Annotated in this window: 23 protein-coding genes and 1 riboswitch; of the genes, 17 read left to right on the top strand and 6 right to left on the bottom strand. The window is 50.1% G+C overall.

The window, feature by feature from the left end:
* Positions 1 to 3 precede the first annotated feature (3 nt).
* The 11 genes from ACLTOQ_RS02910 to ACLTOQ_RS02960 all read left to right on the top strand — a co-directional run bounded on the left by ACLTOQ_RS02910 (position 4) and on the right by ACLTOQ_RS02960 (position 10,755).
* Positions 4 to 723 (top strand): histidine phosphatase family protein, encoded by a 720-nt coding sequence (locus tag ACLTOQ_RS02910; RefSeq protein ID WP_337427372.1) that lies wholly within the window; start codon positions 4 to 6, stop codon positions 721 to 723.
* Positions 720 to 1,520 carry a hypothetical protein gene (locus ACLTOQ_RS02915; RefSeq protein ID WP_412318687.1) on the top strand — a complete coding sequence of 267 codons (801 nt, stop codon included), beginning with the start codon at positions 720 to 722 and terminating at the stop codon, positions 1,518 to 1,520. The genes ACLTOQ_RS02910 and ACLTOQ_RS02915 overlap by 4 nt, the downstream gene beginning before the upstream one ends.
* Before the next feature lie 26 nt (positions 1,521 to 1,546).
* Complete coding sequence (locus ACLTOQ_RS02920; RefSeq protein WP_412318688.1) at positions 1,547 to 3,331, top strand: ABC transporter ATP-binding protein; 1,785 nt, start codon at positions 1,547 to 1,549, stop codon at positions 3,329 to 3,331.
* A gap of 2 nt (positions 3,332 to 3,333) precedes the next feature.
* A complete protein-coding gene (locus ACLTOQ_RS02925; protein ID WP_412318689.1) occupies positions 3,334 to 5,088 on the top strand; it encodes an ABC transporter ATP-binding protein in 1,755 nt (584 codons plus the stop codon).
* A gap of 293 nt (positions 5,089 to 5,381) precedes the next feature.
* Positions 5,382 to 5,483, top strand: a riboswitch (THF riboswitch).
* Between the two features lie 60 nt (positions 5,484 to 5,543).
* On the top strand, positions 5,544 to 6,155 hold the full coding sequence (locus ACLTOQ_RS02930; protein WP_009256582.1) for a folate family ECF transporter S component: 612 nt from the start codon (positions 5,544 to 5,546) through the stop codon (positions 6,153 to 6,155).
* A gap of 12 nt (positions 6,156 to 6,167) precedes the next feature.
* The gene (locus ACLTOQ_RS02935; RefSeq protein WP_412318690.1) at positions 6,168 to 7,514 is read left to right on the top strand and encodes an MGH1-like glycoside hydrolase domain-containing protein; all 1,347 of its coding nucleotides are present in this window, start codon (positions 6,168 to 6,170) and stop codon (positions 7,512 to 7,514) included.
* Between the two features lie 347 nt (positions 7,515 to 7,861).
* Entirely contained in the window at positions 7,862 to 8,182 is a 321-nt protein-coding gene (locus ACLTOQ_RS02940; RefSeq protein WP_117960181.1) for a PadR family transcriptional regulator, read from the top strand.
* Positions 8,182 to 8,985: a DUF1700 domain-containing protein gene (locus ACLTOQ_RS02945; RefSeq protein WP_412318692.1), complete on the top strand. Its 804-nt coding sequence runs from the start codon at positions 8,182 to 8,184 to the stop codon at positions 8,983 to 8,985. Before ACLTOQ_RS02940 ends, ACLTOQ_RS02945 begins: the two co-directional genes overlap by 1 nt.
* Positions 8,982 to 9,902, top strand: a complete 921-nt coding sequence (locus ACLTOQ_RS02950) for a DUF4097 family beta strand repeat-containing protein (RefSeq protein WP_412318693.1) — start codon at positions 8,982 to 8,984, stop codon at positions 9,900 to 9,902. Before ACLTOQ_RS02945 ends, ACLTOQ_RS02950 begins: the two co-directional genes overlap by 4 nt.
* 29 nt (positions 9,903 to 9,931) lie before the next feature.
* Entirely contained in the window at positions 9,932 to 10,141 is a 210-nt protein-coding gene (locus ACLTOQ_RS02955; protein WP_021915779.1) for a PspC domain-containing protein, read from the top strand.
* A gap of 113 nt (positions 10,142 to 10,254) precedes the next feature.
* The gene (locus ACLTOQ_RS02960) at positions 10,255 to 10,755 is read left to right on the top strand and encodes a flavin reductase family protein (RefSeq protein WP_412318695.1); all 501 of its coding nucleotides are present in this window, start codon (positions 10,255 to 10,257) and stop codon (positions 10,753 to 10,755) included.
* 257 nt (positions 10,756 to 11,012) lie between these two features.
* Here the strand turns inward: ACLTOQ_RS02960 and ACLTOQ_RS02965 are convergent, their stop codons facing one another.
* Both ACLTOQ_RS02965 and ACLTOQ_RS02970 read right to left on the bottom strand, forming a co-directional pair.
* On the bottom strand, positions 11,013 to 11,867 hold the full coding sequence (locus ACLTOQ_RS02965) for a pyridoxamine kinase (protein WP_021915781.1): 855 nt from the start codon (positions 11,865 to 11,867) through the stop codon (positions 11,013 to 11,015).
* Positions 11,864 to 12,463 carry an ECF transporter S component gene (locus tag ACLTOQ_RS02970; protein WP_021915782.1) on the bottom strand — a complete coding sequence of 200 codons (600 nt, stop codon included), beginning with the start codon at positions 12,461 to 12,463 and terminating at the stop codon, positions 11,864 to 11,866. The genes ACLTOQ_RS02965 and ACLTOQ_RS02970 overlap by 4 nt, the downstream gene beginning before the upstream one ends.
* 250 nt (positions 12,464 to 12,713) lie before the next feature.
* On the opposite strand from ACLTOQ_RS02970, the gene ACLTOQ_RS02975 reads away from it, so the two are divergent.
* The 3 genes from ACLTOQ_RS02975 (at position 12,714) to ACLTOQ_RS02985 (ending at position 15,324) form a co-directional block, all read left to right on the top strand.
* The gene (locus tag ACLTOQ_RS02975) at positions 12,714 to 13,160 is read left to right on the top strand and encodes a prepilin peptidase (RefSeq protein ID WP_412318697.1); all 447 of its coding nucleotides are present in this window, start codon (positions 12,714 to 12,716) and stop codon (positions 13,158 to 13,160) included.
* Positions 13,161 to 13,326: 166 nt separating this feature from the next.
* Positions 13,327 to 14,613 (top strand): tetratricopeptide repeat protein, encoded by a 1,287-nt coding sequence (locus tag ACLTOQ_RS02980; protein ID WP_412318698.1) that lies wholly within the window; start codon positions 13,327 to 13,329, stop codon positions 14,611 to 14,613.
* Positions 14,614 to 14,676: 63 nt separating this feature from the next.
* Positions 14,677 to 15,324 (top strand): thiamine diphosphokinase, encoded by a 648-nt coding sequence (locus tag ACLTOQ_RS02985; RefSeq protein ID WP_308727499.1) that lies wholly within the window; start codon positions 14,677 to 14,679, stop codon positions 15,322 to 15,324.
* A gap of 137 nt (positions 15,325 to 15,461) precedes the next feature.
* On the opposite strand, the gene ACLTOQ_RS02990 is transcribed toward ACLTOQ_RS02985, so the two are convergent.
* The 4 genes from ACLTOQ_RS02990 to ACLTOQ_RS03005 form a co-directional block, all read right to left on the bottom strand.
* Positions 15,462 to 17,240, bottom strand: a complete 1,779-nt coding sequence (locus tag ACLTOQ_RS02990; protein ID WP_308727500.1) for an ABC transporter ATP-binding protein — start codon at positions 17,238 to 17,240, stop codon at positions 15,462 to 15,464.
* Entirely contained in the window at positions 17,230 to 18,978 is a 1,749-nt protein-coding gene (locus tag ACLTOQ_RS02995) for an ABC transporter ATP-binding protein (protein WP_308727501.1), read from the bottom strand. The genes ACLTOQ_RS02990 and ACLTOQ_RS02995 overlap by 11 nt, the downstream gene beginning before the upstream one ends.
* A gap of 572 nt (positions 18,979 to 19,550) precedes the next feature.
* The gene (locus ACLTOQ_RS03000; protein WP_021915788.1) at positions 19,551 to 20,117 is read right to left on the bottom strand and encodes a manganese efflux pump MntP family protein; all 567 of its coding nucleotides are present in this window, start codon (positions 20,115 to 20,117) and stop codon (positions 19,551 to 19,553) included.
* A 168-nt stretch (positions 20,118 to 20,285) separates the two neighbouring features.
* Complete coding sequence (locus tag ACLTOQ_RS03005) at positions 20,286 to 21,446, bottom strand: cation diffusion facilitator family transporter (RefSeq protein WP_412318701.1); 1,161 nt, start codon at positions 21,444 to 21,446, stop codon at positions 20,286 to 20,288.
* Positions 21,447 to 21,770: 324 nt separating this feature from the next.
* Between ACLTOQ_RS03005 and ACLTOQ_RS03010 the strand changes: the two genes are divergently transcribed.
* From ACLTOQ_RS03010 to ACLTOQ_RS03020, 3 genes are all read left to right on the top strand, one after another.
* Complete coding sequence (locus tag ACLTOQ_RS03010) at positions 21,771 to 22,172, top strand: GntR family transcriptional regulator (RefSeq protein ID WP_337622527.1); 402 nt, start codon at positions 21,771 to 21,773, stop codon at positions 22,170 to 22,172.
* Positions 22,173 to 22,278: 106 nt separating this feature from the next.
* Positions 22,279 to 23,184, top strand: a complete 906-nt coding sequence (locus ACLTOQ_RS03015; RefSeq protein ID WP_021915791.1) for an ABC transporter ATP-binding protein — start codon at positions 22,279 to 22,281, stop codon at positions 23,182 to 23,184.
* Positions 23,156 to 25,432, top strand: coding sequence for a DUF6449 domain-containing protein (locus tag ACLTOQ_RS03020; RefSeq protein ID WP_412318703.1), 2,277 nt, complete (start codon positions 23,156 to 23,158; stop codon positions 25,430 to 25,432). Before ACLTOQ_RS03015 ends, ACLTOQ_RS03020 begins: the two co-directional genes overlap by 29 nt.
* Positions 25,433 to 25,434 lie beyond the last annotated feature (2 nt).

A 25,434-nucleotide genomic window follows, 5' to 3' on the forward strand; every position in this document is an offset into this window, starting at 1 on the left:
TCGATGCGACTGATTTTTATCCGGCATGCAGAACCGGATTATTCAATTGACAGCCTGACAGAAAAGGGCTGGCGGGAAGCGAAGCTTCTTGCTGAGCGCACGAAGCGTTGGAAGGTGGATGAATTTTACTGTTCGCCACTTGGCAGGGCGAAGGATACTGCATCGTTTACGCTGAAGGAATGCGGCAGGGAGGCAGTGACATGTGATTGGATGCGCGAATTCGATGCCTGTGTCGTTGACCCGGAAACCGGAAAGAACCGGCTGAGCTGGGATTTAAAGCCCGCTTACTGGACAAAAGAGCCGGATTTGCTGAATATAGATCGTTTTCTGGAAACGGATCTGATGAAAAGCGGGCCGGTTGCAGAGACCTATCAGAAAGTCTGCGATGGCTTAGACGGCATCCTCGCAAAACACGGTTATCACAGGGAGGGACGCTTATATCGCACGAAGCAGCATAATGAGGACACAATCGTGCTGTTCTGCCATATGGGAGTGACATTTTATATGCTGTCCCATCTGCTTTCCATTTCTCCGGTGTGTCTGAATCATACGATGTTTCTGCCGCCGTCTTCCGTGACGGTTGTGAGTACGGAAGAGGTGGAGCAGGGCTATGGGATGTTCCGGACGCAGATGCTGGGAGACACGTCTCATCTGTACTGCGCCGGGGAGCCGGTGTCCCACATGGGATATTTTGCGGAGATTCTGCAGGAGCGTCCGTTATGATCGTACCGCGGGGCACGGCAGGTGCACAATCGGCACGTCAGCCTGGGGGCGCATCGTCTGCGCAATCTGTCATTCCGCCCGTTTACGCTATGCCGCAATCTGTAGTGCTTCCGATCGCAGACACAGTGCTCCTTACAGCACGGACGCTTGCACGCTATCATTTTCCGGAAGACGAGCGTGAGCAGCTCAAGCAGCTGTGCACCCGGCTAAAGGATGCCTGCAGCGATCAGATCAGCTGCCGGTTCGCAGCGTGCCCGGAAAAAGAAGATCGACTGGCAGCATCCATGACACTTGGAAAAGGAGTGGACGAGCTGCAGGAAAAGCTTCAAGAGCAGGACATGCTGCTGGAAAGTTATATGGTTGAAACACTCGCCGGAGAAGCTCTGATGGAAGCCTATAGCCGGTTCCATGCGGAAATTCATCGAAGAACCGGATGGTTTGTGAAGCAGATGAGCTTTTTGGGAAGCAGCAGCGAGCCGATCGAACAGCTTCCGGCGCTGCTGAAACTGCTTGACTGCGATGGTCAATATACCGCTGCCTACATCACCTGCAACGAAAGCCTTTGCCTGATCCCAAAAAAAAGCGTTGTGTTCTGGACAGAATTGACAAAGGAGGGCGTCCGCTGCGCCGGTGTATGCGACAGCTGTGAAAATGTGCAGTGTGAGAACCGAATCCCGGATAATCCGGACAATCAGGAAGCGGCAGAAAAGACGGAAGGCGTGGTAGAGAGCATTCGATGGCCGGATCTGTTCGGACGGCCGCTGCCCTATGGCTATAACCGGATTTTTGGCAGATAAAAAGACCGAATGGAGGAAGACAAGACGTGAAGAAGCTGCTTTGTTATTTGAAAGGGTATGAAAAGGAAACCGTGCTCGCCCCTTTGTTTAAAATGCTGGAAGCACTGTTTGAGCTGTTTGTTCCGCTGGTAATGGCTGCGGTGATCGATCAGGGTATCGGCGGATCGGACAAACCGTACATCGTGAGGATGTGTATGCTTTTGATTGCGCTGGGTGTCATCGGACTGGTCTGCTCGATTACAGCGCAGTATTTTGCGGCGAAAGCGGCGACCGGATTTTCCACCCGCCTGCGCCATGAGCTGTTTGCGCACATCCAGGGACTCTCCTATACGGAAATGGATACCCTCGGCACGTCTACGTTGATCACGAGAATGACGAGTGATATCAACCAGGTACAATCCGGTGTCAATCTGGTGCTGCGCCTGTTTTTGCGTTCACCCTTTATTGTGTTCGGCGCGATGATTATGTCGTTTACCGTAGATGCAAAGGCGGCGCTGATTTTCGTGGTGACGATTCCGCTGCTTTCCATCGTCGTGTTCGGCATCATGCTCTGGACGATGCCTCTGTACAAAAAGGTGCAGGCTGCGCTGGATCAGGTGCTGGGTCTGACCCGGGAAAACCTGACAGGCGTGCGCGTCATCCGCGCTTTTAATAAAGAAGAGGAAGAATTAAGCCGTTATCAGGAAAAAAATGAAACGCTGACTGGGCTGCAGAAATACGTTGGCAGAATCTCCGGTCTGATGAACCCCATTACTTATGTGATCGTCAACGTTTCGATCATTGCGCTGTTGTATACCGGCGCGATCCGTGTAGATTCCGGCATCCTGACCCAGGGACAGATCGTAGCGCTTGTCAATTACATGTCCCAGATTCTGGTGGAGCTTGTCAAGCTGGCGAATCTGATTATCACGGTGACAAAAGCGATCGCCTGCGGCAACCGTGTGCAGAGCGTGCTGGAAGTGCAAAACAGTATGGAGCTGGCTGATGTGGAACAGAAAATTGAGACGGACAAAAATGCGCCTGCGGTTGTCTTCGACCATGTATGTCTGACTTATGCGGGAGCGGGCAGCGAATCGCTGACGGACATCAGCTTTACGGCAAAGCATGGTGAGACGATCGGCATCATCGGCGGTACGGGTTCCGGTAAATCCAGTGTGGTCAATCTGATCCCCCGTTTTTACGATGTGACAAAGGGACGTGTCCTGGTAGACGGCGTGGACGTCAAAGATTACAGCCCGGAAGTGCTGCGCAGCAGGATTGGCATCGTGCCGCAGAAAGCAGTGCTGTTTGCCGGAACCATTGTAGAGAATCTGCGCTGGGGAAAGAAGGACGCGTCCAAAGAAGAAATGTGGAAAGCGCTGGAAATTTCCCAGTCAAAAGAGTTTGTTGAGAAAAAAGACGGACAGCTCGAGAGCAGAATCGAGCAGGGAGGCAAGAATTTATCCGGCGGTCAGAGACAGCGTCTGACCATTGCCCGTGCCCTTGTCAGACAGCCGGAAATCCTGATTTTGGACGACAGCGCGTCTGCCCTCGACTATGCGACGGATGCGGCGCTTCGAAAAGCGATCCGAAATATGGAAGGAAATCCTGCGGTCTTTATCGTTTCCCAGAGAACGTCCTCCATTCAGCATGCAGACCGAATTCTGGTGCTGGACGATGGAAAGGCTGCCGGACTTGGAACCTATGAGGAGCTGCTTGAAACCTGTCCGGTTTATCAGGAAATTTATTATTCCCAGTTCGATGAAAAGGCGGCGAAGGCAGTGCGTGAAAACGCCGCCAATGCGGGTAAGGCAGAGAAAGGAGGATGCTGAACATGGCAAAAAAAATGGAAGCAGGACAGACGCAGACCCTGAAAAAAGTGCTGCACTATATGAAGCCATACCGTTTTTTCCTTCTTTTATCCGTGATTTTAGCGGCGATTACTGTCGCATCCACGCTGTATCTTCCACTGTTAATCGGTAAAGCGGTGGACTGCATCGTTGGAAAAGGTAATGTCAATTTTGACGGACTGATTGCAGTTCTGATCAAAATGGCGGTCATGATCGGGATCACCGCACTGGCACAGTGGATTATGAACGTCTGCAACAATAAACTGACCTATCAGATCGTGCGGGATATTCGAAACGAGGCGTTTGAAAAGATAGAGGTTCTGCCCCTCAAATACATTGACGGACATGCCCACGGTGAGATCGTCAGTCGTGTCATCGCGGACGTCGATCAGTTTGCGGACGGTCTGCTGATGGGCTTTACGCAGCTCTTTACCGGTGTGATTACGATTCTGGGAACGATCGGCTTCATGCTTTCGGTCAACGTCGGCATCACGATTGTCGTGCTGGTGGTAACACCGGTTTCCTTGTTTGTGGCCTCGTTTATCGCAAAACGGACCTTCAGCATGTTCAAGGCCCAGTCCGAAACGAGAGGCGAGCAGACCGCTTTGATCGATGAAATGATCGGCAACCAGAAGATTGTGCAGGCATTCGGGCAGGAAAAGGATGCCATCGAAAAATTCGACGAAATCAACGGCCGTCTCCAGACGTGCTCGTTGAAAGCGATTTTCTTTTCCTCTATCACAAATCCGTCCACCCGTTTTGTCAATAGCCTTGTGTATACCGGCGTTGGCATCTTCGGCGCGCTGGCTGCGATCAACGGACGGCTGACGGTCGGACAGCTGAGCAGTTTTTTGAGCTATGCAAATCAGTACACCAAACCCTTTAATGAAATTTCCGGCGTCGTAACAGAACTGCAGAACGCGATCGCCTGTGCGGGACGGGTGTTCGAGCTGATCGAAGAAAAATCTCAGGTGCCGGAAGTGGAAAATGCGGTTTCGCTGCAGCATGTGGATGGGAAAGTGGAGCTGAAGGACGTTGCGTTTTCCTATGCGCCGGAGCAGAAGCTCATTGAGAATTTCAATCTGCAGGTAAAGCCAGGCGAGCGCGTGGCGATTGTCGGACCCACCGGATGCGGCAAAACGACGGTGATCAACCTGTTGATGCGGTTTTATGATGTAAACAGCGGCTCCATTTCGGTAGAAGATGTGGATATCCGGGAAATGACCAGACACAGCCTGCGTGCGGGATACGGCATGGTGCTGCAGGAAACCTGGCTGAGAGCCGGAACCATCCGTGACAACATTACGGTCGGAAAACCGGATGCGACGCAGGAAGAGATCGAAGCAGCGGCGAAGGCATGCCATGCGCACAGTTTTATCATGCGCTTGCCGGAGGGCTATGACACGGTCATTTCGGAGGACGGAGGAAGCCTTTCCCAGGGACAGAAGCAGCTTCTGTGCATCACGCGCGTTATGCTGTGCCGACCGCCGATGCTGATTTTAGACGAGGCGACGTCCTCAATCGATACCAGAACAGAATTAAAGATTCAGAATGCATTTGCAAAGCTGATGGAAGGCAGGACGAGCTTTATCGTTGCACACCGCCTTTCCACCATCCGCAGCGCGGACGTCATTCTGGTCATGAAGGACGGTCATATCATCGAGCAGGGCAACCACGAGACGCTGCTTGCACAGAACGGTTTTTATGCGACGCTATATAACAGCCAGTACGCGGTGTGAGCAGTATCAAGGGAAAATAGAACTTTATTTGAAAGGGACGAATCGGAAAACAGATTCGTCCCTTTTTTATCGTATAGGAAACTTCGTTTCCATACGATAAAAATGCTCCGCGCGGATCGCACTGCGGCGGAATGGTAGAATGTCGCTTACGCGACCCGCCGCAGGCGGAGAATCCTGCTTCGCAGGATTCTTTTTTAGAAAGCTGCGCAGACCATGACAGATTTTCCTGAAATATGAATTGTATATTGCAGGCTGCACTGTTATAATGGGAAACGAAACAAAAAAATAAAACATGCAGAGTAGGTTTGTATGCGTTAAGTGCCGGCAGGACAGAGAGTTGCCTGTTGGACGAAAAGCCGGTTCGGCTTGCGGTATACAGACCGCATCTCGCTGCAGCAGAAGATAATCCCATTATCTCCTTTTGCGGCCCGATGTCTGTAGAAGGAGGAAATGCAATGAAAAAAATGGCAGCTCTTTTTACGGAATCCATGCGGGAGTTTCGCAATATCCGCACCATCACGGCGTGCGGACTTTTTGCGGCGCTTGCGTTGATTCTCAACTCGTTCACCGTTCAGATCGGGAATTACTTAAAGATCGGCGTATCCGGTCTTCCGAATGAAATGGTGGACGTCCTGTTTGGCCCTGCGGTCGGCAGCCTGTTTGCGGCAGCGATGGATATTTTAAAGCTGCTGCTGTATCCCACCGGAGCATGGATTCCGGGTCTGACCTTAAACTGCCTGCTGGCGGGACTGATCTACGGATTTTTCCTGTACCGCAAACCGACAAACTTTTGGCGGATTCTGGCGGCGGAGCTGACAGTGGCGCTTTTGGTGAATGTCCTGCTCGGAACCTTCTGGCTGTCTCAGGTGTACGGTAAGGCGTTTATGGTGATGCTTCCCGCGCGGCTGATCAAAAATGTGATCAAGGCTCCGGTGGACAGCATCATTTTATATCTGGTGATGACGGTGCTGGAACGCGCCGGTGTTTTCCGGATGTTAAAAATTTTCCGCCCGGGGAAAAGTGGCGTATGGAGACAGGAAAAGATCTCCGGCTTCGACAAAAAATGACAGGAGGTCAAAATGAATCTGAATATTCCTTACATGGAGACAGACAATAAGCTCCTAAACGATGCGTATCGGATCGCAGCGGGGGATATTGTCGGCAATATCGTATATTACCAGAACGGACTGCTGACGGAGGAAAAGCCCTGTATGATCGCGGGGCTGGACTACAATACCCCGTGGACCAGGGATACGGCAATCAACATCTGGAACGCGTTGAGCATTTTGTCTCCGGAGGTTTCCAAAAACACGCTGCTTGCGGTTTTGGAGGAAGAAGAGGGAAACATTTATATCGGCGGCCAGTATTGGGATTCGATCATCTGGATGATCGGTGCCAGGGAGTACTGCAGATTTCATAAAGACGATAACTTCTATCGCCTTGCTTTTGAAGCCGGCAGAAATTCTGTACATCGTCTGGAAGAGGACGAATTTGATGAAGAGGACGGTTTGTTCCGCGGTCCCGCTGTGTACGGCGACGGCATTGCGGCATATCCGGACAAGTACAGCAAATGCCCGAATCAGGGTTCCGGAATCCTGGAATGGGTGGATTATCCGGGTAATCCGGTTTATCCCAAGGGCTACGGCATTCCGATGAAAGCACTTTCTACCAACTGCGTTTATTTTAAAGCCTATGAAATTCTGGCAGAGATGGCCCATGCGCTTGGCGAGCCCGCGAAAGAGTTCGAGGAAAAAGCGGCAGCCATGAAGAAAGCCATCAACAAAAATTTCTGGAATGAGAAGCGCGGCAGCTACGATTATCTAGCAGGAGAATGCGATTGTGAAGAGGGTCTTGGGCTGGCATTTGCCGTGCTGTTCGGCATTGCGGACGAACGGCAGACGGCGTTGATCCGGGAAAATACCCATATCTGCGCACACGGCATTCCCTGTGTATGGCCGACCTTCTGGCGCTATGAGTGCCTGGACGGCTATGGACGCCATTCCGGCACGATCTGGCCGCATATCCAGGGCTTCTGGGCGCGCGCAATGCACAGGGCAGGACATCAGGAAAGCTTCGAAAAAGAGCTGTATCTGATGGCACAGAAGGCAGTCCGGGATATGCACTTTTCCGAAATTTATCATCCGGATACCGGTGCGCTTTATGGTGGTATGCAGGAGCAGGGACCCGGCGGAATCGTGGAATGGGATTCCAGACGCAAACAGACCTGGAGCGCAACTGCATTTTTATCCCTGATTTATTTTGAAATTCTGGGGCTTACCATGGAGGATGGAGAACCGGTCTTTCATCCGCAGCTGCCGATTAACTGCGGTCACATGAGGATCCGCGGCTTCGAAGTGGCGGGCTGGCTCTTTGATCTGGATATCGACGGAAAAGAGGTTTCTGTGCGAAAGCGAAAGATTTCATAAACAATAGAATGCACGCTCTGCGATCATTCTATTGTCATGAATAAAAATTAGAACAAGGCGGAAACGAATGCCCGGCAGCGGGTGTGCGTTTCCGCTTTATTATCGTATAGGAAACTTCGTTTCCATACGATAACAAATGCTCCGCGAGGATGCGCACTCGGCGCAAGGGTAGATGGTTGCCGAAGCAACCGCGCCTCGGCGCAAGAATGTGCCCTGGCACAATCTTTTTTATCATCCTTGTCGCCCTTGACAAAATGAAAAACGTAGCTTATAGTTTATAACACAAACAATATTATACAGCATATAATATTGTAGAAGATACAGGTTTAGGGAAAGGATGGGAACGTATGATTTTTAATACAGGCTCTGCGCTGCTGGATGCGATTGTTCTTGCAGTTGTTTCTCGGGAGCCGGAAGGGACATACGGCTATAAAATCACGCAGGAGGTCCGCCAGGCGATCGATCTGTCGGAATCGACATTGTATCCGGTGCTTCGCAGACTGCAAAAAGACGGCTGCCTGGAAGTCTACGATATGGAATTCGGAGGCAGGAACCGGCGGTATTATCGGATTACGGAGCAAGGAAGCGCGCAGCTTTCGCTGTATGAAGCGGAATGGATTCGATATTCTGAGAAGATAACGGCACTTTTTGAGGGAGGACAAAATTGATGGACAGGGCAGAATTTTTAAATCGTCTGGAAGCGCAGCTTTTAGATGTTCCGCAGGCGGAGCGGGAAGAAGCGCTGCAATATTATGAGGATTACTTAAACGACGCGGGCGACGCAGGAGATTTCGATATTCTGCAGGAACTCGGCACACCGGAGGAGGTCGCGGATTCTATCCGGAACGGACTGCGGCAGGATAGCAGCGCCGCTGGCGAGCGCAGCGGCCAGGCGGACGAAAATTGGCAGGACAGCAGCCGCACCGGTCAGCTGGGTGACAGCGGTTATTTCTCCGAAAACGGCTACGTCGACCGGGAGCCGCAGAAGGAAGAGCTGCAGCGGGTAAAGCAACCTGCGTGCGGCGACCGTTCTGATGCGGACTGGCAGAGCACGGATAGCGATGCAGAGGATGATTCCAGCGCTGCCCGCAGAAGGCAACCTTCGGTCTGGCTGTGGATTTTGCTGATCGTCTTCGCAGCGCCTGTGGTGCTTCCGATTGTGTTTGGGCTGCTTGTGGCGGCAATTTCCGTTCTCTTTGCCCTGTTTATCACAGGAATTGCACTGTTGGTCTGCGGAATCGTTTGTACAGGTGCGGGCATCTGGGCGCTGATTCAGGCGTTTACGCAGATCGTAGCGTGGCCAGCGGCGGCGATGATTGGAATCGGCATCAGTTTGGCAGCAATCGGGATCGGCGTTTTGGTGACGCTGCTTATGGGATGGCTGATCGGTAAGGTGGTTCCGACAGGAGTCCGGGCGTTGTGCAACTGCCTGCACAGGATTGTGACGAGAAAAGGAGGTCGGGCAGTATGAAAAACTGGAAAAAAGGGATGATTGCAGGCTCGATCATCTGTATTGCAACAGGCTTCCTTTTCATCGGGATCGGAAGCTCAATGGGTGGGTGGAAGAATATTGACAAGATCAACAGCCGCTATATTCATTTCGGTGGCAGCGACACGTTTATCGGTTTGAATTTCCCGGCAAATACAAAAGAATCGATTCAGATTTTGTCACGGGAAACCGACGGCCCTGCGGATGTAGGAAGCACCAGCACAGGCGAGGTAATTTCGTTCAACGGGAAGCTGCCGGAAGAAATGGAAATTTCCGCAAATACCCTGGCATTAAAAATCGTTCCCGGAAAGTCCGACGCAATTATCCTCAGCGGAAGCAATCGGGATAAGATGAACTGTTATATCGAAGACAACTGCCTGTATCTGGAAGAAAAGAACCATAAACCGATTCAAAAGGGCGGCGAAATCGTCCTGACGGTTCCGGAATCGAGGGACTGGAAAAAGATCGAAATCGATGCACAGGCGGCGTATGTGGCACTGCAGGATTTTTCGGCGGAGGAAATGGAATTTTCGGCAGGAGCGGGAAGCATTGAAGCATCCGGGCTGCAGACGAAAAAGCTGATTTTGTCGGCGGAGGCGGGAGCCATTACTGTGACGGATAGTGAGGCAGCGGAGCTGGAAGCGGATGCAGAAGCAGGTGTTCTCCGTTTTTCGGGGAGCATCACAGATATGGTGGATGCAGATGCTGAGCTTGGAAACATTGTGTTGAACCTTTCACAGAGCGAAGACGATTTTGATTATGAGATCGACAGCGATCTGGGAAACGTAGAATTTGACGGCGTTTCCATGGAAAATTTCGTAATCTGCAATAAGGCATCCGGAAAGATGAAATTGGATTCTTCCATGGGAAATATTGAAATTTACTTCGAACAGGATTAAGATAAAGCAAAGAAAGAGAGGACATCCTTATGAACAATAAAAAATTATTTCGTTCCACAACGAACAGAATGGTATGCGGCGTGTGCGGCGGCCTTGGAGATTTCTTCGGGATCGATGCAACTGTGATCCGTATTTTATATGTAGTGATCAGCCTGATTACAAGTGCAGGCTTACTTGGACTGATTCTGTATTTTATTCTGGCAGTGATCATTCCGGAAGATGACGGAATCGTAGACTAAAGACGGGAGGAAGAAGATTGAAAATAAAATTTTTCAATCGCGAGATTTGTGTCTGCGCGCACTTGACACAAACTTGACATGCGCAAAAAACGTGCGCAGAAATGAGGAAAACTATGTTTCGTGAAATCAAACCGCAGGAGATCAAGGATAACCCCTTCGAGCTGATCGGAAAGGAGTGGCTGCTGGTAGCAGCAAACAAAGACGGCAAAAGCAACGCCATGACGGCGAGCTGGGGAGCAGTAGGTGAAATGTGGGGAAAGTCGGTCGTGATGATCGTGATTCGCCCACAGCGCTACACGAAGACCTTTCTGGATCAGACAGAGACGTTTTCCCTTGGTATTTTCCCGGAAACACAGCGGGAGATGTTAAATTACATGGGAACGGTATCTGGAAGGACAGAGGATAAGATCGCCAAAAGCGGACTGACAGAGTCACTTGTAGATGGCGCGCCCGTTTTTGAAGAAAGCCGGATGACGTTCGTGTGCCGTAAGCTGTTCGCACAGCCCATGGAGGAAGCGGCATTTCTGGATCAAAAGACCGTGGATTCCTGGTATCCGGATAAGGATTTCCATACGCTTTATATCGCAGAAATTGAGAAAGTGCTGGTAAAATAGAGCCGGATCGAAATAACAGATTGCAAAAAAGATCCTGCATTGCAGCTGCGCGTTTGCGCCGGACAATGCAGGATCTTTTGTTTCTTTCATAGGAAAATGCGTCCTATGAAAGAAAAACGCGCTGCGAGGATGCGCACTCGGCGCAGGGGTAGATGGTTGCTAAAGCAACCGCGCCTCGGCGCGAGAATGTGCCTTGGCACATTCTTTTTTCGTGCAGGAAAAACAGGAGCTGATACGCCCGGTTATAGATGTATCATTTACTGGTCTGCCAGATCTGACAGGAAATTTTCGAAGCAGACGCCATCAGGCTCTGGAATCTGCAGCGCGTTCGATGCGGAAATACATTTGGAAATAAAATCCGCCGCCTTTTGGACGGAGACGGAAAAATCGACGCCGTTTAGTGCGTCCGCCATCAGGATCGAAGCGAAAATATCGCCGGTTCCATGTCGGGACGGACCTGCAGAGGGCGTCAGGCAGGCGCGTTGAGAAAACGGCTCCTTGCAGGACAGATAATTTTCAAAGCCTTCTTTCCCATGGATCAGGCAGGGCAGACCTGTGATGACGATTTTGGACGGACCGAGTTTGTGAAGCCTTTGACAAAGCTCAGAAAGCTCAGATTCATTCCAGAAGCCGTCTTTCCAGGGCGTATCCGTCAAAAGGCATGCTTCCGTGATATTGGGAGTAATGATGTCTGCCAGCGGAATCAGGCTGCGCAGCTTTTGACAGTGTTTTGGTGTGATCGTGCGATAGGGCTTTCCGTGATCGCCCATGACGGGATCGACGAGAATTGTTTGGCAGCCTCGGCTTTTCTGGTCGGAAAGAAAGGAAGAAACAGACAGAATTTGTTCTGCCTGTCCTAAAAATCCGCACAAAACACCGTCAAACGTAAGATTTAACTGCTTCCATTGCTCCAGATAGGAGGGCAGAAACGCGGTCAGATCCTGACAGGCGAAGGCTGCAAACCCTGTATGATTGGAAAAAACGGCGGTAGGCACCGGGCACGCCTGCACCCTCATGGCGCTCAAAATGGGAAGCGCCTCGGTGAGGGAACAGCGTCCATATCCGGCGAAGCTGTTGATGACTGCCGCCTTTTTGGGAATCTGTAGATTCATTTGGAAGATCCTTCTTTGCCGACCTGAAAGAACAGACCGGACTTTTTGAGTGCAGGCAGAAGCGCCATGTATACAAGAACGGAAACGATGGTGGAAATCACGGTGTTGATGGCTGTTGCAGTGATATTCCATGCCAGAGTCAGCTCTGCAGCGGGTTTGCCCAGGATCAGCAGCTTATAAAAATATCCTACAAGAGGATCAAAGATTGTGTTGAAGATCAGCCCGCCCAGTGCTGCCAGTGCTGCAATACGGGCGATTTTCTTTTTGTCTGTCTGATAAGTGATGTGACCGAAGTGATGGGCGATCAGACCGGTGATCAGACCGATGCAGAGCTTCAGAATAAAGGTCTTGGGTGCATATACGACATAGACGGGATCGAAAAGGTCGCCGATGGTCATGCCGATGGAGCCGCCGATGCCGCCCCAGAGACCGCCAAGGATCAGCGCGCCGAGAACACAGACTGCATTGCCGAGATGGATGCTTGTTGCGTCGCCGCCGGGAAGCGGGATCTTAATCTGCAAAAAAGTGAAGACAACATAAGATAATGCTGCAAATACACCGGTCAAAACCAGCTTTTGAAAAGATTCTTTTTTCATAGTGGAAATCCTCCTCATCAAAGTTTTTCTTATCATAAGCAATATGTGGCATGATAGAAAGTGCCATTTTACACTTTTTTTACCATACCAGTTTTGAAATTGCTGCCAAATTTGCAAGTGGTTACAAAAAGAACGTGCGTTTGGATTATCGATTTTGTGAGACATTGCGGCTTACCGGAAAGTCGCAAATTTGCTAGAATGGAAAGCAGAAAACATGCGCAAAAAGCGTGCGCAGAAATGAGCGGAAAAAATGAAAGAAACAGGAAGCTATTTGTTGGATGTGCTTTTTATGGGAGGTCTGATTACAGCCAGCCTTTGTGATTTTAAGAAAAGAAAGATTCCGGACGCGATCACGGGATTTCTGTTCCTGACCGGTGTTGCTGCGCTTTTTTGGATGCCGCAGCCTTCTATAAAAATGCGTCTTGCCGGGGCGTTTATTGCCGGATTGCCGCTTTTTGCGGCAGCTGTATGCAGGCCGGGAGCAGTCGGCGGCGGAGATGTCAAGCTGATGGCGGCAGGTGGTTTCTTTTTGGGATTGTCTGCTGTATGGGACAGTCTCGCGTTTGGAATGGCGCTTGCAGGGGGATACTGTCTGTATCTGATGTTGTTTCGAAACGGGAGAGGGCAAAAGATTGCGCTTGGACCATTTCTGAGTATGGGGCTTATGTTTGGAATGTTCCGCTCTATGGGAGCATGATTGGGAGTAGAAGACCGGATCTGTGACTTTTTCGTGTAAAGCCTTTACAAAGCGGGAGAAAAGTTGATACAATACCGTCTGTATGCGCTGACACCAGAAACAGCCGGAAAATCCGTTGGTTTTGGCATCGGGGCGAAAGAAAGACAGGAAAAGGCAGAGATCTATCATGTGGAAAAAAAGAGGAAAAAAATTAGCGCAGAAAAGGAAAAAGATCGGAATCGCAGCGGCAGCAGTGATTGTGGCGGCAGCAGGTTCTACGCTGATTTATCATAATTTACCGCAGACAAAGGTGGAAAAGCAGCTGACCCTTGCGGCAAAATATATGACGGAAATGAATTATTTAGAGGCGCAGGAGGCCTATACAGAAGCGCTTTCCATCGATGAAGGCAGCGTGCGCGCTTATCGTGGGCTGGCGGATGATTATGCAGCGCAGGGACAGCTGGATGAGGCGGCAGAAATTCTGCATCAGGGATACGAGACGACACAGTCCGAAATTCTGCTGCAGAACTACTGTGCGACCGTATTGAACAGCGTAGTGGAGCATGTCAATGAAAAGACTGCCGGTTTGGGCGATATCAGGAGTTGTCTTACCGTGCTGGAATCAGATCCGGATAATGAAAGTGTCAGAAGCGTTTTAGAAAACTGTGTCCAGCAGGTCACAGTGCAGGAGGATACTGCGTCCCTGATGTTAGACGAACTGGATGGAACCTCTGATTTTGACGAATATGCAGACGTTGCCGAAAAGCTTTTGGGGCTTGCCGAAAAGGACAGCAGCTACCAGGAAGCAGCATACAGATTTATAATACCGAAAGCACAGAAGATTTATTTAAGCCTTTCGCATCGGGACAGCTGGAAGAAACTGGTAGAACGGGCGCAGGCGCTGGGAGATGCAGAAGCAGATGGTATTTTGGCATGTCTTTCCAAACAGCAGGAGATAAGCGATTACTTCGCGCCGATGTTTGAGGCATTTGAACAGGAAGGCTACGAGGCGGCGCGGAATTTTATCGTGACGGATCAGTACAAGGCCATCCGGGATGCGTTTATCAATCGCACGATGGAATACTGGACGGGCAATACCTATGTGCCGGTCACGAAAGAAGCGATCGTATTTCTCCTTACAGATGACGGCTGGAAGTTTTCTTTTGTAGAAGATGATTCTCTTGCACAGCCAAGTGGTACAATTCGGGTGCTGGGACAGAAAATGGAGGATCTCGGCGTACAGAGAAGCAGTATCGAATATGTGCCGGCTTACGATCCGGCGGCATATTATCCGCATACGGAATATGAGATCGTGTATTGGAATACAATGGTAAGCGGGATTGCAACGGACAATACAAACGTCGTATCCCGGATGAATTACCGCTTTGCAAAAAAGACCTACACGGCGGAGGGCTCGTCGGCGGAAATGATTTATGACTGGGGCGGAGAAAACGAGAAGCGTCAGAAGGAGTAAGTAGGCTGCCACAGCGTGGGGGTTTCATGCAGGCGGCGCAGATGGACAGAAAGGAGTGGCAGCATGCAACGGTGTATCTTAATTGGAGCAGGAGACTGCAGCGTTCAAAAAATCGAAACAAAGCCGGAGGATCTTGTGATCGCAGTGGATGGCGGTTACGATACCTGCAGAAAATATGATATAGTTCCGGACCTGATTGTGGGCGACTTTGATTCCGCGCAGGAATCGGACATGCCGCAGATTGCGGAGATCGCAAAAATTGCGCCGGATCATGTCGTTGTACTTCCGACAGAAAAGGACGATACGGATATGCTGGCTGCCATCCGTATAGGTCTTTTAGAAGGCTGTCAGGAATTTCGCATTTACGGCGGAATGGGCGGCAGACTCGAGCATACGCTGGCAAACCTGCAGTGCCTGATTTATTTAAAACAGTGCAGCGCAGTTGGGTATCTGATGGATGATAAGACGACGGCGTTCGTGATGCAGAACGAGACGGTCTGGTTTAAACCGGAAGCGAAAGGATTTTTGTCTCTGTTTTCGATCGGGGAAAAGGCATCAGGCGTTACGATTCGAAATTTAAAATATGAAATGCAGAACGGTGAGATTACAAACAGCTTTCCAATCGGGATTTCCAATGAATTTATTGGAAAACGGTCCAGTGTGACGGTGGAGCAGGGAATGCTTGCAGTGATCTTATCCGAAAAAGAATAACGGGCGCAAGAAGGGGCAGAATAGAAAGAAGGCACAAAAAAACGGCGCTGTCTGGAAAACGAAATTCCGGACAGCGCCGTTTTGCTCGTGGTGCGGCACAACAAAATGATATCGTCTTTATGCCGCGGTGCAGTGATTTACATCACATTTTTAAACTGACTCATGTACAGATCGTAGTAGAAGCCTTTCTGCGCAAGCAGCTGCGCTGCATTGCCCTCCTCGATGATGCGGCCGTCGTCGATGACGAAGATCCGGTCGGCCTTCTGGATCGTGGAAAGGCGGTGTGCAATGACAAAGGAGGTACGTCCCTTTAAAAGCTGTTCAATGCCCTCCTGCACGAGGATTTCCGTGTTGGTATCGATGCTGCTGGTTGCCTCGTCCAGAATCAGAATGCGGGGATCGGATACCATTGTGCGGGCAAAGGCGAGCAGCTGCTTCTGACCGATGGAAAGACCGCCGCCGCGTTCGGATAATACGGTGTCATATCCTTTTTCGAGCTTTAGGATAAAGTCATGTGCGTTGACTGCCTTTGCGGCTGCGATGATCTCTTCGTCCGTCGCATCGAGTTTTCCGTAACGGATATTGTCCCTGATCGTGCCGGAGAACAGGAAGTTATCCTGCGTCATGACGCCCATCTGCTGCCGGAGGCTTTCGATGGAAATTTTCTGTACGTCGTAATCGTCGATCAGGATATGGCCGGTCTGGATATCGTAAAAGCGGCTGATCAGGTTGACGATCGTCGTTTTGCCTGCGCCGGTAGGACCGACTAAAGCAATCGTTTCGCCGGGTTTGATCTGGAAGCTGACGTCGTCTAAAACGCGCTTCTCTCCATCATAGGAGAAGGAAACATGATCGAAGGTAACAGCTCCTTTGACCGGAGGCAGCTTGGTCACGCCGTCAGCATCGGAAATTTTAGACTCTGTGTCCAGAATCTCAAAAATACGTTCGGCTCCGGCGATATTGGTGATGATCTGGTTGTAAAAGTTGCTCAGGTTCATAATCGGATTCCAAAACATCGAAATATAGGAGCCGAATGCGATCAGGATACCGAGGGAAATCTTATCGGGACCGAGAAGGACAATGCCGGTAAAATACAGGGCGAAAGTGCCGATTGCCCAGCAAATATCGATGGCGGAACCGAACGCGTCATTTAAGCGCACTGCGTCGATAAAAGAATCCCGGTGCTCGTCCGTCAGCTGATGGAACGTAGCCATCGTTTCCTGTTCGGCGGAAAAGCTCTGGATGATACGGATTCCGGACAAATCCTCGTGGACAAACGCGTTTAAGTTGGAAGATTTTTTGCGGTGGATCTGCCAGCGCTTATGCGAGTACACCTGGATAAACCACATGCAGAAGATCATCAGCGGCAGGCTGATCAGGGAAGCCGCTGCGAGAACCGGATTTTTGAGAAACATGATCACGACGACGGCGCAGATTGTGAAAAAATCCGGGATCAGCGTCGTGACGCAGTTGCCGAGTACGTCCTTTAAGGAGTTGATGTCGCCGATAATGCGGGCGAGGATCTTGCCGGTGGGACGGCTGTCGAAAAAGGAAAAATCCAGGGTCTGGATGTGAGTATAAAGCTGCTGGCGGATCGTTACGAGGATACTGTTGCAGACCTTTGCCATAATCAGCATCCGCAGCTTGACAAAAAGGATCATGATCACGTTAAGCACAACGGCGATTCCAATCAGTTTTGCCAGTCCGGGAAAATCGCCGGTGGAAATATGTTTGTCGATCGCGTTTTCCATGATCAGAGGGTTTACGAGACTGACAAACACGCAGAACGCCATGATCGCCAGAACAGCGAGGATCTCTTTTTTATAGTCCAGCAGATAGGAAAACAGGCGCATCAGCGTCTTCATTTTACCGACGTCTGTGCTGTGTTCGTCCTGCTTATAAGAATTAACAGCCATAATCTGTCACCTCCTTCTGGTCAGGCATCATGCCAAACTGAGCCTGCCAGGTTTGATAGTAAAGCCCGTGAAGGGCAAGCAGTTCTTCGTGGGTACCACGTTCTGCAATGTGTCCGTTTTCCAGGACGATGATTTCGTCTGCATGACGGACGGCACTGATACGGTGCGCAATGATGAGCTTGGTCGTATGGGGCAGCCGGGTGAGGGTCTGCTGGATGGCATATTCCGTTTCCATATCCAGTGCGCTGGTCGAATCATCCAGCACCAGTACAGGTGTATGCTTTGCAAGCGCCCGCGCGATGGAAATTCGCTGCTTCTGACCGCCGGACAAGCCGACACCGCGTTCGCCGATTACGGTGTCATACTGCTCGGAGAGCCGGTCGATAAATTCCGAAGCCTGTGCGTCGCGGGAAGCGAGCCGCACGTCGGAAATGTTTAAGTTTCCTTTCTGACCGAGCATAACGTTTTCCTGAATTGTATCCGAGAACAGAAAGACGTCCTGCATGACGGTGGAAATACAGCTGCGCAGCTGACGCAGGCTGAGTTTGCGGATATCCACGTTGTCGAGATAAATCGTGCCGCCCGTCGCGTCGTAAAGGCGGCAGAGCAGCTGGATCAGGGACGTCTTGCCGCTTCCGGTCGCGCCCATGATACCGATCGTTTTGCCTGCCTCCACATGAAAATGGATGTCGTGAAGAATCTCATGCTGGTCCTCTTTATGGAAAGAAACGTGCTCGAAGCGGATATCGCCGGTCACTTCCGGCAGGACAATCGGTTCTTCAGGTTCCTGAATCGAAGGCTTCTGGTCGTACACTTTGCGGATTTTGCGGTAACTGCCGACCGCGGAGGAAAAGTCGTTGGACAGCCAGCCGAGCATTTCCATCGGCCATACGATGTTGGTGGAATATTGTACGAATGCGCTGAGTGCGCCGAGCGTCAGCTCTCCCTGCAGGAATAAGTAACCGCCGATCAAAAGCACCAGAAGCGGCAGCAGTTTTCCAATCAGGGAAAAGTACGGAGAGTAGCGGACAAACACGCGGGACTGCGTCATGTTCAGCTCGTAGTAGCGATTATTGTGGGAAAGAAACTTTTTGATTTCGAATTTTTCCCGCGCAAAGGCTTTGACGGTGCGCACGCCTGCAAGGTTTTCTTCTGCAACGGTGTTTAATTTTGCGTTTTCCTCACTGATCTCTTCGTAGATAGTTCCGAGTCTGTTTTCCATCAAAATTGCAAGGACAGCGCAGAAAATCATGCAGAGCGTGGGCAGGATCGCAAGTTTCCAGTTTAAGCTGTACATGCAGAATAAAATGACGGTGACATGGAACGCAACCTCCATCATCAGCATGCCGACGTAGCCGAGCGCATTCCAGATGCGGTCGATGTCGTCCTTGACGCGCGCCATCAGCTCACCGGTGCTCGTCTTGTCAAAAAAGTCGGCGGACAGCGACTGAATGTGCGCGAATAAATCGCGGCGCATGTCTGTGGCGATGGTCGAGGAGATTTTGTCGAAGGTAAACTCCTTGGTGTACTGAAAAATACAGCGTCCGATGCCGATGAGTAAAATCGCCAGCAGCAGATATTTGAGCTTCCCCATCTGACCGCCCACAAGGACGTCATCGACAATATGTCGGGTCACCTGCGGGGTGAGCAGATCCAGGCTGACCGCGATAACCATCGAAAGGATGGCAAACAGATAGCCCGGAATATGCTGTTTTAAGTAATAGGACAACTTTTTCATGAAAATAAATTCCCCCTTCTTTTGAAGTTGATATATGTGGAAAAAATCCCGCCAGACAGGATTTTCGCTCCATTTGTAAAAAACATAACGTCGAAAGGGACGTTTGCTCATAATGCCTGCAAAGGCAGGACATACCCCTGGGTATAAAAAAACGCAGAAGCATGAAAGCATGTTCTGCGGCAAAAAATCTCTTTTTCAGGAAAGCACCGGAGCTTTCTGAGAGCGGTAAAGAAACCGGATCAGACAAGAGGTAGGCTGCCCTGATTGACAACAAAATGCCTGTTTTTCAACATCCTGTTGTATAAAAAAAGCCGCAGCATGAGAATGCCGCGGCTCTTGTCAGACGAATCAAAACGTCAGTTTGGGCGGGAGGCATTCTTATGATATTCAAAATAGTTTCGATTTGATCCGACGAACAATAACATCATAACATACCTCCTTTCCTTTCTTTTATCAGAAAATCCCTTCCGGATCTCCCGTGATTGTTAATGTGTATCGCATATGCCCACTTTAACACTGCATCATACAGTTGTCAAGCAAAAGATTTTTCAGTCAAACTCACACAAAAGCTTTTAAAACGAAATCACGCCGAGGTGCTCCAGCAGAATCTTTATGCCCATCAGGATCAGGACAAGACCGCCCGCAAATTCTGCGCGGGAGCGGTTTTTTGCGCCGATGATGTTGCCTGCCTTTAAACCGATTGCGGAGAGCAGGAAAGTGATGCAGCCGATGAAGCTGACTGCCGGAACGATGTTTACCCGCAGGAAAGCGAAGGTAACGCCGACGGCAAGTGCGTCGATGCTGGTTGCAACAGCAAGCGGAAGCATGGTTTTGAAATCGAAGCGGTCATTGGATTCATTTTCTTCATCGCTTCTGGCTTCGCGGATCATGTTGAAACCGATAAATGCCAGCAGGACGAAGGCGATCCAGTGGTCGATGCTCGTGATCAGAGAGGAAAACGTGATGCCCAGAAGATAGCCGAGAAAGGGCATCAGCGCCTGAAAGCCGCCGAACCAGATGCCGACGGTGAGTGCCTGTTTCATACTGCCGCGGCGTACGGACAGGCCCTTACAGACGGATACGGCAAAAGCGTCCATCGACAGACCGACAGCCAGAAGGAATAATTCGAGTAAGCTCATGAGAAGAATCCTCCATTGTAAAAGACGAAATAAGTGGTAAGATTGAAAAATAAAATTTTTCAATCACGAGATTTGTGTCTGCGCTCACTTGACACAAACTCGGCATGCGCAAAAAGCGTGCGCAGAAATGAGGTAAAAAACGATATTTCACACGGAGCACAAGATCCGCTAGTTTTTGTCGATATTGATCACACAGAAATAGGACGGATCGATCTGCTTGATCCGTTCATCGAGCCAGCTGCGCAGCTGGGCATCAGTCATTTTAAAATGAAACGGAACCACAACATCGAAAATGACGTTTGTATGGGTAGGACCGCGTATAATACGAAAATCGTGAAGGGTCAGCTGCTCATCGAGCCGGTAGACGATATCGGTGACCTTATGGCGCAGCTCATTGATCTCCGGATCATCGGTGATGACCGGGTCCATATGGATGACAGCACTGCAGGAAAGCTTCTGCTGCAGCTCGCGCTCTATGTTATCAATCAGATCGTGCAGCTCCACAAAGCTGCCCTGGGCATTGACCTCCGCATGCAGGGAGATCATCCGCCGTCCGGGACCGTAATCGTGAACGAGCAGGTCGTGAATGCCCATGATCTGTGGATGGGAAAGCACAATGCTGCGGATTTTTGTGACAAACTCCGGGTCGGGAGCCTGACCGAGCAGCGGATTGATGGTATCCCGGGCAGAGCTTACGCCGGAATAAAAGATGAAGATCGCGACCAAAAGACCGCACCAGCCGTCGATGGCAAGACCGAAAATCCACCCAATAACAGAAGAAAGGAGGACGACAGAGGTAGCGAGCACATCGCCGAAGGAATCAGACGCTGTTGCGTTCATCGCAGAGCTGTCGATGGCACCGGCAATTTTGTGATTATAAAAATACATATAGAGCTTGACGAGAATGGAAACGACCAGAATCAAAAAAATAACCGGAGAAATTTCCGGCAGGGTCGGGTGCAGGATCTTCTCAAAGGAGGATTTGGCAAGCTCCGCTGCCATGATGAGGATAATGGCAGAAACGGAAAGCCCGGCGAGATATTCGATTCTTCCGTGCCCATAAGGATGGTCAGAGTCTGCTTCCTGTCCGCTCATCTTAAATCCGATCAGAGTAATGACCGAAGAACCGGCATCCGACAGGTTGTTGAATGCGTCCGCAGTGATGGCGATGGAATGGCTGATCATACCGGCGACGATCTTTAGCACAAACAGAAAAAAGTTAAAAAAAATGCCCACCGAGCCGGTGAGAATGCCGTATGCCTGGCGAACCTTCGGGCTGGAATAATTCTCATAATCCGGGATGAACAGTCGTGACAGAAGCGTAAGCATGGTGTAATCCCTCCATAAGTTTGAAATGCTTCCTGAAATTTAAGTTTTCTTCTCAGTATACCATGCTATGCGAAAAAAACAAGGAAAAGTGATAGAAAAATCTCTTGACAGGGCCTCGCGCTCTGTATATATTCAAAGTGTACTAATACTGATAATACACTTAATACAATCAATACAGTTCTGGATCGATGAAAAAGACAAAAAGAATCGGGAGAAGGAGGAAAGATTGAAAAATAAAATTTTTCAATCACGAGATTTGTGTCTGCGCGCACTTGATACAAACTCGGCATGCGCAAAAGGCGTGCGCAGAAATGAGAGGAAAGAATGATTATACTGGATTACCGGGATACCAGACCGCTGTACGAGCAGATCGTGGACAAGTTCCAGATGCTGATTTTAAGCGGCGCGCTGGAGCCGAACAGCCGGATGCCGTCCGTACGCTCCCTGGCGGTGGAGCTGTCCATCAATCCGAACACGATTCAGCGGGCATACAGTGAGCTGGAGCGAACCGGATTTTTATACACAGTAAAAGGAAAGGGCAACTACGTTGCCTACAGCGACAGTCTAAAGGACGTCCGGAAGCAGGAAATTTTGGAAAAGCTCCGGGATCTGAAAAAGGAAGCACTGGGCATGGGGATGACGGTAAAGGAGCTGACCGGGTTTCTGGAACAAGAGGATACAGCTGCGGCAGGGCAAAAAGAGACCAAAGCCCCGGCAGCGGAATGAGAGGAAGATTGAAAAATAAAATTTTTCAATCGCGGGATTTGTGTCTGCGCGCACTTGACACAAACTCGACATGCGCAAAAAGCGTGCGCAGAAATGAGCGGAAAACATGATAGAACTGAAAAACGTGAGCAAATCCTTTGACGGGATTGAAGCTCTGAAAAATGTAAGCGTGACAGTCCGGGAAGGAGAGGTTTTCGGGCTGATCGGGACAAACGGCGCGGGCAAAAGTACGCTGCTGCGCCTGGCGTGCGGGGTATTTAAGCCGGATGACGGATTAGCGATTGTGGATAACATGCCGGTATACGACAATGTGCATGCAAAGGCGAAGCTGTTTTTCATCGCGGACGAGCCGTACTTTTTCAACGGTGCGACGCCGAAGGACATGGAGCGTTATTACAGCAGCGTGTACCGGAATTTTGACCGGGAACGGTTTTACTTATACTTAAACAGCTTCGGGCTGGAATCGAGACGCAGGATCAGCACCTTTTCCAAAGGGATGAAAAAGCAGCTCGCGATTCTGCTGGGGCTGAGCGCAAAGACGGAGTACCTTCTGTGTGACGAGACCTTTGACGGGCTCGATCCTGTAATGCGCCAGAGTGTCAAAAGCATTTTTGCAAAGGAAATGCAGGAGCGGCAGTTTACTCCGGTGATCGCCTCCCATAACCTGCGGGAGCTGGAGGATATCTGCGATCATGTGGGGCTTTTACATCAGGGCGGCGTGCTCTTATCGAAGGATCTGGAGGAGATGAAGTGCAACATCCAGAAAATCCAGTGCGTCTTTTCTTCCAAAGAGGAAGAGAAGCGGCTGTTAAAGCAGTTAGACATTGTAAAATGCGATAGACGGGGATCTTTGTTGACTCTGACAGTCAGAGGAAGCAGAGAAGAAATGATCGCCATGTTTGCAGCGGCAGACTGTCTGTTCCACGAAGTGCTGCCCCTTTCCCTGGAAGAAATCTTTATCAGCGAGACGGAGGTGCAAGGTTATGATATTAAAAAAATCGTACTGGGCTAAATGGCTGGAAAATAACAGAAGAAGAAGCTGGACTTTTTTGCTGTGTCTGGTGATGGCACTCTTTTGCGGTCCGCTGTATCTGATGGTTGTACTGACTGGTTTACAGAACAATTATGCAAATGACAGTGTTTACAATGCAGCGCAGGCCGCAGAGTCCCTGCGGGAGCTGATTCAGTCCAGGATCACGGATGTGATCGGCTTTTCCTTCATACACGTCCTGTTTGCTGCTTTTTTTGCAATTTTATTTGCCGTGCAGGGCTTTTGCTGGCTTTACAGCCGCAGAAAAACAGATTTGTACTTTTCAGTTCCGGAATCCTTAAAAAAGCGTTATGTGCTGATCTGTGGAAACGGAATTTTGGTCTATAGCTTTTCTACCCTGACAGCACTTTTGCTGGACTGGATCATTGGCGCAGCATTTCATGGAATGACAGGAATTATGGCGGCACAGTCGTTACTGGCATGGTTCGTGGAGCAGCTTGCGTTTATTGCGATGTATCAGGTGGCGCTTGTGGCAGTCATGCTGACCGGAAACATCCTGACGGCGCTGTTGGGATGCGCGGTGTTTTTTTCCTATGAGCTGGCAGTGAGATTCCTGATCGATGAATTAAAAACGATGTTTTTTGCCAGCTATTGCAGTGCAGATGCAAGACAGTGGATGCAAAAAAGCTATCTGACACCCTTTGCAGGATTTTGGGACTTGCTGAGTCATATCTGGTACAGAGACGAAGGACGACTGTGCAGCTATAAAAATGCAGGCGGCTGGGGCAGGGCTGTGGGGGTAGAATGTATTTTGCTTCTTGCCTGTGCGGCGGTTGCAGGCCTGTTTGCATTCTGGCTTTACCGCAGGCGCAAAACAGAAAGCTATGAGCATGCCATTGCATTTGCACCCCTCAAGGGTATTTTGGAGGCTGCGATGGCAGTGCCCTTTGGCATTGCTGTTGGCATGATCATTTCCCGTGTAGCAGCAAATAAGGGGCTGTTTTTATTTGGTGGCTGCATTGTAGGTGTCCTTGTCGGACATGTGGTGATCCGCCTGATTTACCGATGCGAGTTAAAAACCATATTGGATGGAAAGCTTGCCGGAATTTTCAGTATAGCGGCAGCGGTTTTGATCCTTGCAGGCTTTCAGTTTGACTGGACAGGCTATGATCGCTGGATTCCGGAGAAAGGGAACATTGCAGCCGTGTCTGTGACGATGGAAGATGACTATACGGCTTTTGGTTATTATCAGGGCGAAAGCTTCGGCTCCGATGACATTATGTATGAGGCTTTCGATGATCGGATGCTCCGACGGATGAATTCAACCGAGGAAAAGACGATCGATGCGGCAATCCGGATGCAGAAGAGATGGCAGGATGCCGGAATGCCGGGGAGCTTTAGGGAGGAGGAAGCGCAGACAGAGATTTCTGCAGAGGAAATTAACCCAAAGGAAGAGAAACGCTATGTCAGATGGGTGGTCTGCTATACCATGGAGAGCGGCAGAAAGGTATACCGTCGCTTTTTGGCTGATTCAAACGAAAACCATTCTGAAATTGATACTGTAATGCGGGATGCTTCCTACCAGCGGGAGCGATATCAGTTAAATGACCCGGATTTTCTGGCAAATGTCGGTAAGATGAAAGTAAGCTATTATAATGGCGTTACGGAAAGCTTTTACACCGGAGATAAGCAGACCCTCTTAAAGACGCTGCAGGAGGAAATGAAGAAGTATGATTACAGTCTGATCTCGTCGGAGCTTCCAAACGGAAGACTGTCCTTTGCTATGGCGGATCCGGAGGAGAAGGATGCATCGATGATGACCACCTGGACCTATCCGGTCTATGGGTCCTATTTGGCCTTAAACGACCTGCTTGTGCAGGATGGTGCTGAGGTTTATGCCCATGCCGGCCACCAGAGCGCAGATGACATCGAATCGATCAAGGTAGATTACTATTATTATGACGATGACAGCGAAGAGGAAAACAGTGACAGCTTCTTTGAACCCGGAGAAATCCCGGATCAGGAAATCCAGGTGACCCTTTCCGATCCGGAGGATATCGAAAAAATGCTTGACGCAATCTATCCGATAGAATTAAGCTGGATTAGTGGAGAGGAATTCGGCGTTTACAACTGGGATTATCGGATTGATGTGACAGTTGTGCCGAAGGAAAGCAGCTACAGCAATCCGGATGAGCAGGTGCGGATCCTGAAAAGTCAGGAACCTTCCTTACTTGCGGAGAGGATCCGACAGGCGGCGGTGCGGGATTAAGC

Source organism: Gallintestinimicrobium sp. (assembly GCF_046968865.1).
Classification (GTDB): domain Bacteria; phylum Bacillota; class Clostridia; order Lachnospirales; family Lachnospiraceae; genus Gallintestinimicrobium; species Gallintestinimicrobium propionicum.